Source organism: Porticoccus sp. (genome assembly GCF_965660005.1).
Classification (GTDB): domain Bacteria; phylum Pseudomonadota; class Gammaproteobacteria; order Pseudomonadales; family Porticoccaceae; genus Porticoccus.
Window position 1 is genome coordinate 1 of the sequence record NZ_CBFHYF010000048.1, and the last position, 10,878, is coordinate 10,878.

The 10,878-nt window shown below is 54.4% G+C and carries 9 protein-coding genes; 6 read left to right on the forward strand and 3 right to left on the reverse strand.

All coding sequences use genetic code 11. From position 1 onward, the window contains the following. Positions 1-225: 225 nt before the first annotated feature. The 5 genes from sbcB (at position 226) to ACTF5G_RS08910 (ending at position 6,446) form a co-directional block, all read left to right on the forward strand. Complete coding sequence (sbcB, locus tag ACTF5G_RS08890) at positions 226-1,644, forward strand: exodeoxyribonuclease I (RefSeq protein WP_438952463.1); 1,419 nt, start codon at positions 226-228, stop codon at positions 1,642-1,644. A gap of 75 nt (positions 1,645-1,719) precedes the next feature. Beyond that, positions 1,720-2,736: an aspartate carbamoyltransferase gene (locus ACTF5G_RS08895; RefSeq protein ID WP_438952464.1), complete on the forward strand. Its 1,017-nt coding sequence runs from the start codon at positions 1,720-1,722 to the stop codon at positions 2,734-2,736. A 59-nt stretch (positions 2,737-2,795) separates the two neighbouring features. After that, the gene (locus ACTF5G_RS08900; protein ID WP_438952465.1) at positions 2,796-3,944 is read left to right on the forward strand and encodes a 1-acyl-sn-glycerol-3-phosphate acyltransferase; all 1,149 of its coding nucleotides are present in this window, start codon (positions 2,796-2,798) and stop codon (positions 3,942-3,944) included. A 2-nt stretch (positions 3,945-3,946) separates the two neighbouring features. Further along, positions 3,947-6,082: an ATP-dependent DNA helicase DinG gene (gene dinG, locus ACTF5G_RS08905; RefSeq protein ID WP_438952466.1), complete on the forward strand. Its 2,136-nt coding sequence runs from the start codon at positions 3,947-3,949 to the stop codon at positions 6,080-6,082. A gap of 22 nt (positions 6,083-6,104) precedes the next feature. Then, on the forward strand, positions 6,105-6,446 hold the full coding sequence (locus tag ACTF5G_RS08910; RefSeq protein ID WP_438952467.1) for a YqcC family protein: 342 nt from the start codon (positions 6,105-6,107) through the stop codon (positions 6,444-6,446). An 88-nt stretch (positions 6,447-6,534) separates the two neighbouring features. On the opposite strand, the gene dxs is transcribed toward ACTF5G_RS08910, so the two are convergent. From dxs to ACTF5G_RS08925, 3 genes are all read right to left on the reverse strand, one after another. Further along, a complete protein-coding gene (gene dxs / locus ACTF5G_RS08915) occupies positions 6,535-8,478 on the reverse strand; it encodes a 1-deoxy-D-xylulose-5-phosphate synthase (RefSeq protein ID WP_438952468.1) in 1,944 nt (647 codons plus the stop codon). A gap of 86 nt (positions 8,479-8,564) precedes the next feature. After that, positions 8,565-9,458, reverse strand: a complete 894-nt coding sequence (locus ACTF5G_RS08920) for a polyprenyl synthetase family protein (protein ID WP_438952469.1) — start codon at positions 9,456-9,458, stop codon at positions 8,565-8,567. Beyond that, complete coding sequence (locus ACTF5G_RS08925; RefSeq protein ID WP_438952470.1) at positions 9,458-9,691, reverse strand: exodeoxyribonuclease VII small subunit; 234 nt, start codon at positions 9,689-9,691, stop codon at positions 9,458-9,460. The genes ACTF5G_RS08920 and ACTF5G_RS08925 overlap by 1 nt, the downstream gene beginning before the upstream one ends. Positions 9,692-10,237: 546 nt before the next feature. Between ACTF5G_RS08925 and ACTF5G_RS08930 the strand changes: the two genes are divergently transcribed. Further along, a complete protein-coding gene (locus ACTF5G_RS08930) occupies positions 10,238-10,798 on the forward strand; it encodes an HNH endonuclease (RefSeq protein WP_438952471.1) in 561 nt (186 codons plus the stop codon). Positions 10,799-10,878: the final 80 nt, after the last annotated feature.

Here is a 10,878-nt window from a genome sequence, read left to right on the forward strand (position 1 = left end):
CGGGATTGCGGCGAACCGCATTATCACCAATGGCTACGGTGAGACCCGTCCAATTGCTGACAACAACACTGACGAAGGGCGTGCTCGCAACCGTCGTGTGGTCGGCGAAATGACCTACACTGAAGTGGTTAAATAAACCGGGTTTGACGGTTTGTTGCACGATACTAATGGCGTCCTAGGGCGCCGTTTTTCGTTGAAGAGTGTGTGGGAATTGCGGACGCTGGCGTGAATACACTTTACTGGCACGATTATGAAACCTTTGGTGTTGATCCCGCCCGTGACTGTCCCTCGCAGTTTGCCGGAATTCGCACCAACGAGTCACTGGATGTTGTCGGTGAGCCGCTGCGACTGTATTGCCGCCCACCACTTGATCGCCTTCCTTCCCCGGTCGCCTCGCTGGTAACTGGTATCACCCCTCAGGATGCCCTCCAAGCAGGTGTGCCGGAACGAACGTTTATTGAGCAGATCCATCGCGAATTATCAGTTCCGGGTACCTGTGGTGTCGGTTATAACAGTATCCGGTTTGATGATGAGGTGACCCGCCATACCCTGTACCGGAACTTTTATGACCCCTATGAGCGGGAATGGAAGCAGGGCAATTCACGCTGGGATATTATCGATATGCTGCGGCTTGCCAGAGCGCTGCGTCCGGATGGCATCGAGTGGCCGAACTACGACGACGGTTCATCCTGTTTCAGACTGGAGCAGCTCACCGCAGCCAATGGCATCAGCCACGAGTCGGCCCATGACGCGCTGTCAGATGTTATGGCGACCATTGCCATGGCAAGACTGGTCCGGGACAGGCAGCCACAGCTCTACCACTATGTCTATGAGCATCGCTTGAAGCACAAGGTGGCTGAGGTGATTGATCTCAATCACCGCAAACCTTTTTTGCATGTCTCCGGCAAGCTGCCCAGGGAAAACGGCTATACAGCACTCATGATGCCGTTGGTGCGACACCCTGTGAACAAGAATTCGATCATCTGTTTTAATCTGATGGGGGATGCACAGGCACTGATTGACCTGTCGCCGGAACAGATTTTTGACCGGCTTTTTACCCGCACAGATGCGTTACCCGAGGACGTGGCCCGAATAGCCTTGAAAGGGGTGCAGTTGAACCGCTGCCCGGTGGTGACGACACCGCGGCTGATGGACAGCGCTGTCGCCCGGGGGTTGGGTATTGATCTTGAAAAGTGCGAAAAACAATGGCAATTGCTGCTTCATCAGGATTTAACTGCCAAGCTGGCCGCGGTTTTTTCAAACCAGCAGTATTCCTCTCACGAGAATGCCGAGCAGGCTCTTTACGACGGTTTCCCCAGCGATGCTGACAAGGCTCTGTTTGCCGCAGTGAGATCCGCCAGTGCCAGTGAGCTGGCAAGTGGCAGCCTGTATTTCCAGGATCCGCGATACCGCGAGTTACTGTTTCTGTATCGAGCGAAAAATTTCCCCGAGACCCTCAGTGATGAGGAGCGACAGCAGTGGCAGGAGCATCGCTTTCAACAGATCACGGATGGTCGGGGCGGTTATCTCTCACTAAACGATTTTCACGAACAGATTGAGGCGTTGCATACCCGGGAGAGTTTGTCCGAGCGGGACAAGCGTATTCTGCACGACCTGCGCGAGTGGGGCAATCAGATTTTATAGTGGGTGGGGCTGCTGGTTCACACCTGACAAAGCCGCTAAAATGCAGCGGCTTTGTTATTCATTGAGGAACAGTGTGTGGAATTCAAGGGCGCCAGTATTCTTTCCATCAGTCAGTTTGAGCGCAACGATATTGACCGGATTTTCCGGGTGGCTGACCGGATGGAGCCCTATGCACAGCGACAGAAAATCACCCGCGTACTGGAAGGGGCAATCCTCGGCAATATGTTTTTTGAATCGAGCACCCGAACGCGCATCAGCTTTGGCAGTGCGTTCAATCTTCTCGGTGGTGAAGTGCGCGAGACAGCCGGTTTCGAGGCCTCGGCGCTGACCAAGGGTGAGTCGCTGCAGGATACCGCCCGGGTGTTGTCCGGTTTCAGCGACATTATCTGTCTGCGTCACCCCCAGTCCGGTTCTGCGGCGGCTTTCGCCTCTTCCAGCCGGGTGCCGGTAATCAATGGCGGTGACGGCAGCAATGAGCATCCCAGTCAGGCGCTACTGGATCTCTATACCATTGAAAAGGAATTGAAGGGTCGTGGGCGTCAGCTGGATGGTCTGCGCATTGCCATGATCGGTGACCTCAAGCACGGCCGTACGGTGCATTCCCTTTGCAGGCTGCTGATGCTGTTCGGACAGATTTCTGTGGAACTGGTTTCTCCGAGGGAGCTGGCCATGCCGAGGGAATTGGTGGAGGAGATGCTGGCGGCGGGGCTCAGGGTGGACGAGTCCGAGCGACTCGAATCCAGTATAGCGCATGTGGATATTGTCTATTCCACGCGTATTCAGGAAGAACGTTTTTCCAGTCGTGACGAAGCGGATTTATACCGTGGTCGGTTTCGACTTAATCAGGCAATTTATACGTCGAACTGTGAACCCAATACCGTCATCATGCACCCACTGCCAAGAGACTCCCGGGCGGAAGCCAATGAGCTGGATTGTGATCTGGACAGTAATCCGAATCTGGCAATTTTCCGCCAGACAGATAATGGTCTGTTGGTGAGGATGGCCTTGTTTGCGATGATTCTGGATGTCACTCATCTGGTGGAAAAATATGCCACCGAGGTCTGCTGGTATAACCCGCGTATCTCATCCTGATCCGCCTAATAGCCGTCCTCGTGGGCAGCCGACAACAAAATAATTACCGTGCAGGTTCTATGAACGCATTTGACGATATTCGTCCCTACTATGATAGTGAAGTGCCCGATGTGTTGGCCCGTCTGGCCGTAGACCGGGAGTTCATCGACACGCTGATGTCCATCAAATACCGGCGGTTGGCTCGCTGGATACCCTGGTTGATGCGGCCACTGATCAGTCGTGTGCTCAGGAAAACCTTTGCCAAAATCCATAATGTGCGGGATTTCCAGGAAGCCGTGGGTGACAGCATGGGCAATCTGTTGCGCCATATCGGTACCGAGGTCACGGTGTCGGGGCTGGATAAACTGGAGCCGGGGACGGCCTATTTGTATATCAGCAATCATCGCGATATCGCCATGGACCCCGCGTTTGTCAATTTTGTGCTTTACCGGCACGGTCGCGATACGGTGCGGATTGCTATCGGTGACAATTTGCTGAGTAAGGATTTTGCGTCTGATCTGATGCGCATCAACAAGAGTTTCATCGTCAGGCGTTCCCCGATAGGGCGACGGGAAAAACTCGATGCGCTGGTCCAGTTATCGCGCTACATCCGGTTTTCCCTGCTTGAAGAGCGAGCCTCTGTGTGGATTGCCCAGCGGGAGGGCAGGGCAAAGGACGGGGTGGATAAAACAGAAAAGGCCCTGTTGAAAATGCTCTCCCTGAGCAAGCCAAAAGAACAGGGCTTTGCCGAGGCCATTCGCGAACTGAAGGTAGTGCCGGTCGCAATTTCCTATGAGCTGGATCCGCTGGATGAGGCCAAGGCCAAAGAGCTGTATGCCAAAAAAACAGCCGGGGTTTATGAGAAGGAAGCACATGAAGACCTGTTGAGCATCTATCAGGGGATTGTGGGGCGAAAGGGTGCTGTCCACGTGGCTTTTGGCGATCCTCTGGATGTGGGAATTGATTCCCCGGAAGCTATGGCCGAGGCAGTGGACCGGCAAATTATCGGTCAATACCACCTGCAACCGACCAACCTGATTGCCTACCAGAAACTGGAGGGCAGCTCGCCACAACTGGCTGCGTGGAAAACACAACATCGTTGCAATTGGGAACGAAAAACCCGTGCCTTTGAGGAACGCATACTTGCCATACCGGAGGCCTACCGGAATATCGTGCTGGATATGTACGCCAATCCGGTGCGCAGCAAGCTGAAGCTTGGTCTGGTTTAGGCGTGCTGGAAGCGGAGCTGAGGGATACTATCCAGAGGGGCTACCGCGCCTTTCTCGACAGCAATGAGTTGCGGCCGCGATTGGGTCAGAAGCAGATGATTGCGGCGATTGCCAACAGTCTAGGTACTATTGAAAGTGATGCGGAAGGGCACCGCAAGGCGGGTAATCCAGTCTGTGTGGTAGAGGCGGGCACTGGCACCGGCAAGACGCTGGCCTATCTTTTGGCAGCGTTACCGATTGCCCGTGATCGCGGCAAACGGGTGGTGATTGCCACCGGTACGGTCGCTTTGCAGGAGCAACTGGTTAACCGCGATATTCCGACCCTGCTCAAAAGTACCGATTGGGATTATCGAATCGCCCTGGCCAAGGGGCGCGGTCGCTATCTTTGCCCGGTTCGTCTTGAACAATGCCTGGACAGTGCCACTGCGAAAGATAGTGGGTTGTTTCTTTTTGAGGACGAGATCAGTTTCAATCCTACCGGTAAATTGATTGCCAGCTACCGTGCCATGCATGATGACCTGCAGACAGACAGCTGGGCTGGTGACCGGGACAGCTGGTCGGAGTCACTGGATGACAATGACTGGCGTCCCCTGACGGTAGACCGGCGCCAGTGTGCTGGCCGTCGTTGCCGCCTGATCCGTGAATGCTGTTTTTTCAACGCCCGCGATGAGCTGGATCAGGCTGATTGTATTGTGGCCAATCACGATCTGGTCATGGCGGATCTGGCCTTGGGTGGTGGCGTTATCCTGCCACCACCGGAAGAAACTATCTACCTGTTTGATGAAGGGCATCGTATTGCCGGCACCGCGCTCAATCATTTTTCCGGCAGCTGCAGGCTGAGGACCACAGCCAATTGGTTGGGCAAACTGCAAAAGCAGGTAGAGGGTTGGCATACCCTATTGAAAGACACGCCGGAGATACAGGGTCGCCTTGAAAAGCTGGTGGCAGCTGCGGGTGATGCAGAGAAGCTGCTGGGCCTGGCCTATCCGGTGCTGGAAAAATGCCTGGCTCTTGCCGCAGATAGCGAAGACGATCCACGCTGGTGTTTTCCGAATGGTGATCCCGGTGAAGATGTTCGGGAACTGGCAGGCCATCTGGCACAAACCTTCGGTGTTCTGGCAACGCTTCTGGAGGGTCTCTCCGACCGGTTGGGTGATGCGATGGATGAGCCCCATTTTCCGGTACCCAGGGTCGATCTTGAGCAACTTTTTCAGCAGGTGGGTATCTGGCAGGGGCGCACCGACGGCGTGCTGAAACTCTGGTGCTGTTATGCCCGTGAGGATGATCTTGCCAGTAGTTCGCCCTATGCTCGCTGGCTCTCGCTGGAGCAACACGCGGGTGGTACGCTTGAAATTCAGGTGTCGGCATCCCCGACGGATGCTGGCGGTCTGTTTCGGGAGAATCTCTGGCAGCGTTGCCATGCTGCAGTGATTACCTCGGCAACCTTGCGAACCCTGGGCAAATTTGACAATTTCAGCAAGCGCTGTGGCTTGCCCGCGGATACGGTATTCACGGCTGTAGCCGGTGCGTTTGATTTTGCCCGTGCCGGATCGCTGTCAGTGCCAGATATTGGTGCCGATGGCAGTGACAGCAAGGCCCATACCGATGCGCTGGTCCGAACATTACCAGAGCTGGTGGACTGGTCCGAGGGAACTCTGGTGCTGTTTGCCTCGCGGCGACAGATGGAGCAGGTCTACGAGCAGTTGCCCGATGCCTGCCGGGAGTCCATTCTGCTTCAGGGCCAGTGGGCCAATCAGGAGATTGTTCGCCGACATCGGGCGGCGATCGATAGCGGCTCCGGCAGTGCGATTTTTGGACTGGCCAGTTTTGCCGAGGGCATGGACTTCCCCGGTGATTACTGCCGTCATGTAGTGATTGCCAAGCTGCCGTTTTCGGTGCCGGATGATCCGGTATATCAAACGCTGTCGGGTTGGCTGGAGCGTCAGGGTATGAATCCCTTTATGGAGTTGATGTTGCCCGATGCCTCGCTGCGGTTGCACCAGGCCTGCGGCAGGTTGATTCGAACGGAGCAGGATACCGGGAGAATTACCATTCTTGATCGCCGGATTGTGAGTAAACGATATGGCAGGCAAATGCTTGATGATCTCCCCCCCTTTCGTCGTGAGTTAAACCCATGATACCTCTTGTCGGGCGGACAATATGAGTGATGTTCATCGGCAGCTGGCCATACGGCTTTTTGCCGTGGAGCAGCATTTACGCGATCTTGATGTCTGGTCTGACACTGCACCGAGTGCCGTGGCACTGGCCAGTGACCAACCCTTTGCCATCGATACCCTTGAATTCAATGAATGGTTGCAGTTTATTTTTCTGCCGCGCATGCAGGCCTTGGCGCACAGTGGTGCTTACCTGCCTTCTGCCTGTGGTATTGCGCCCATGGCGGAAGAGTATTTCAGGGGGCAGTATTTCCGGGAACAGTCCACCGTTGGAGTGGAGCAGTTGATCGAAGCATTGACGGCAATTGATCAGCTGCTGTCGGGCTGACCGAACGGGTTTTATCCGTGAGGCTTTATATCTGAGGTGTTGTCCCTGTAACCCTGCTGCGAGTTATATCAGTGATGTCTTGTCATCGTCATCGGTGGACAGTAACTGTTGTATCGGCTTGATTGGACAGTGCCTGTCGCTGCTGGATGCTGTGCAGGATGCCGGCGCTATCCAGCCCGGCCGCCGCTAATTGCTGCTGGTGGCTGCCGTGATCGAGGAATTTATCCGGCAGCCCCAGATGCATTATCTGAACCAATTGGCCCATACAGGCCAGATGCTCGCTGACGGCAGCGCCGGCGCCGCCCTGTGTGGTATTTTCCTCGAGGGTGACCAGTAAGGTATGTTGAGCAGCCAGCAGGGATACCAGATCTGTATCCAGCGGTTTGACAAAACGCATGTCCACCACGGTGGCATCCAGTTGTTCAGCGGCGACCATCGCTGCGGGCAGGAGCGTGCCAAAGTTCAGTATGGCCACCCGTTGACCCTTTCGACGGACGATGCCCTTGCCAATTGGCAGTGCTGTCATTGCCTGCTCGATTGCCACACCGGGCCCGGTTCCTCTGGGATAACGGACTGCAGCCGGGCCATTGTGGATATAGCCGGTATAGAGCAGCTGTCGGGTTTCGTTTTCGTCAGAGGGTGTCATCACCAGCATATTAGGGATACAGCGCAGGTAGGTGAGATCAAAACTGCCTGCGTGGGTTGGCCCGTCTTCTCCCACAAGTCCGGCGCGGTCAATACCAAAAAGCACATCCAGATTCTGTAGGGCCACATCGTGAATCAATTGATCATAGGCGCGTTGTAGAAAGGTGGAGTAGATAGCCACGACGGGCTTGACTCCCTCGCAGGCGAGTCCTCCGGCCAGGGTGACGGCGTGTTGTTCTGCGATGGCGACATCGTGAAAACGGTCCGCAAAGCGGTGAGCGAATTCAACCATGCCCGAGCCTTCGCACATGGCCGGGGTGATGCCCACCAGCCGGGAATCTTTTTCTGCCATATCGCACAGCCAGTCGCCAAATACTTGCTGGTATTTGAGTTTGGGTGTGCTGGGCCCGACAGCGGATTTTGCCACCGCTATCTGGGGCTTGGTTTTCGGCTCAATTTTGTTCAGTGCGTGATAGCCCACCGGATCCGCTTCGGCGGGACCAAACCCCTTGCCCTTGCGGGTAATGGTATGCAGCAGAATGGGGCCATTCAGGCAGCGCAGGTTGCTCAGCGTCTGCACCAGTAGTGGCAGGTTGTGTCCATCAATGGGGCCGATGTAATTGAAGCCCAGCTCTTCAAAGACAATGCCCGGTGCCACCATGGCCTTGAGATGTTCTTCAGTTTTTCGAACAAAGGTAGCTGCAGAGGGTATTGAGCGGAGTACCTTTTTGCCCCCCTCCCGGATGGAGTTATAAAACCGGCTTGACCAGAGTCTGGAAAAATAGGTGGCCAGACCTCCCACATTGTGAGAGATGGACATGTTGTTGTCGTTCAACACCACCAGCAGGTCAGCATTGGTATGGGCGGCATGGTTGAGTGCCTCAAAGGCCATTCCTGCGGTCATGGCACCGTCGCCAATGACTGCCACTACTTTGCGTTTCTCGCCTTTGAGGGCGGACCCCAGTGCCATTCCCAGGGCCGCACTGATTGAGGTGCTGGAATGGCCGCCACCAAAGGTGTCATATTCACTCTCTGACCGCTTTGGGAATGCCGAGAGGCCGTCCATCTGTCGGATATGGGGCATCAGATCGCGTCGGCTGGTCAGAATTTTATGGGGGTAGGCTTGATGACCAACATCCCAAACCAGGCGGTCATGTGGGGTGTTGTACGCATAATGCAGAGCAATGGTCAGTTCGACAGTTCCCAGGCCTGCGCCGAAGTGGCCGCCGCTTTTTCCGACAGTGTAAAGCAGGTAAGCACGCAATTCGTTGGCGAGCGCTGGCAACTGGTCCGGTTCCAGTTCACGGAGGTGAAATGGCCGATCAATGGTGTCCAGCAACGGGGTTTGGGGACGAACCAGTGGTATGTCGTCAAAAGTCTTTGGCATGCAGGATCAGTTCTGGGTAAAAGGGTACAATCTTACACCAAAAAGGTACTTGAAATGTCTCTGGTGTGCGGCAATGGTTCTACCCGCTAATATTCCCGATTGACAATGTAGTTGGCGATTGCCCGAAGCTGGTCTGCTCGTTCGTCGAAGCCGTCCAGGGCTGCCAGGGATCTGCTCTGAAGTGCGGCTGCTTTTTCCCTGGCGGCATCAATACCCAGCAGCGACAGGTAGGTGGGTTTGTTGCGGGCCTGGTCTGATCCCTGTTGTTTCCCCAACACGGCAGTATCGGCCGTGACATCGAGAATATCATCCTGTACCTGAAATGCGAGGCCGATGGCCTCGCCATAATCATTCAGTGCGTCAAGTTGCTGCTCCGTGGCACCTGCGGTCATTGCTCCCATCAGAATACTGGCGGTAATCAGGGCACCGGTTTTGTGGCGGTGCATATGCTCCAGTTGCGGGAGCGAGAGAGTCCGGTTGACTGCGGCCATATCAATTGCCTGACCGTAAACCATACCTCCGAGGCCGGCTGCTTTGGTCAGAAAACCTATCAGACGAAGCGTTATCTCTGGTGACAGCTGTTGGCCTTCCGACAGGAGTTGTTCAAATGCGAGTGTTTGCAATCCATCTCCCGCGAGAATCGCCGTGGCTTCGTCAAAGGCAATATGACAGCTGGGTTTGCCACGGCGTAAATCGTCGTTGTCCATGGCGGGAAGGTCATCGTGAATCAGGGAATAGGCGTGAATCATTTCGATGGCCGCAGCCACCCGGTCGGTTGAGGGGTTGATCTCGCCCACTGCATGGGCCGCCGCGTAGGCTAATAGTGGACGAATGCGTTTGCCGCCGTTGAACAGGCTGTAGCGGACAGCTTCGAAAAGCGGGATCTCTGCCCGATCATCAATCGGGAGTGTCGCATTCAGGTATTGATCAATTCGCTGCTGTGATTGCTGCAGAAAGTCTGTAAAAGAGAGGGTGCTCATCAGCCGTTCTCGGGATCAAATACCTTGGGTTCGGGGGATTCATTGGTCAACATGTCGACTTTTAACTGGGCATCTTTGAGTGCCTGCTGGCACTCGCGGGTTATTCTGATACCTTCCTCAAAGGCCTTCAGTGAATCCTCAAGCGTTAAAGTGCCTTTTTCCATGTCATTGACCAGCACTTCCAGCTGGTGGAGTTTTTCCTCAAAATCCAATGGTTTTTTGCGGTTGGCCAAGTTATATGCTCCAAAAATCAAGCTGCAACACTAACTGAGCCGGGTGGTGTGGTCAATTTCTGTGAGCATGAGATTGTAATCTTTTTCCTACATAAAAAGCAGAAAAATACCAATGGTGGCGGCGTTGAAAAGGGTAGATAGTGATCCTGCATGGAAGCTGTAGCACACGGATGTGTAACGCCATGACCAAGGAAAAACACGGATGTTCGGTTATTCTGTGGTTCCAAAATGGTAACCCCAGTTTCCTGTACTGCCCCTTAAGCCCTGATACCTCCTGTGTCAGGGCTTAATTTTTGTTGGTTGACAGTGTTTCTGCCGGGGTTATTATTGCCACAGTTGTACCTCACAGGAGCAATTGGCCTTCAATTGCAACAGCGAGCCAAAGGTGCTGTGCCACCCCATAAAAACTTCCGCGACACTGCGGACAGTGTCCTTTACGCTTTTTTGTCTTGATTTCCAAGCCCCGTTCATTCTTGTCGGGGCTTTTTGCTTTGTGGAAAGACAGTCTGTCGTCCCCTCTGGAAGTTGGCAGTGGGGGTCGGTCTGATGCAACCGAGAATTTTACGGCTCAATCAGGCAGGTCAGCCAATTGAATGGCTGGATTGGCAGGAAGCCGTTTGTCTGTTCGCCCGAGAGCTTGTGGTGTGGACACTGGGTGATGTGATCAAAAGGGTTCGGGGTGGCTATCGCCGCGATACCGGGATACAGACCAGTATGGCATTGCCCAGTATCATTGCCTGTGCCGGTGAGCAGTTGGCGCGGCCACAAACCCATCATCCACTGAGTAATCCTGCCCTGTTTGCCCGCGATGGTTATTTGTGTATGTACTGTGCCCGTTCCTTTGCGACCAGCGATCTTACGCGTGATCATATTGTTCCCACTTCAAGGGGTGGGGATGACCGCTGGGAAAATGTGGTTGCCGCGTGCCGCCGCTGTAATCAGCATAAAGCTGACCGTCTGCTCAATGAACTAAATATGCAGCTGGTTGCCCTGCCGTTCAGGCCCAACAATGCAGAGTATCTGGCATTGATTAATTCCAGGCGGATATTGGGGGATCAAATGGAATTTCTCCGGGGCCAATTTTCCAGAAACTCGAGGCTGTTATAGCCATGTGTAATCCTCCCCAAAAGTAATCGAGATTTTGAGTAGAGACTTTTAAAATGATCGCACAAGGAGCGACGAATGAA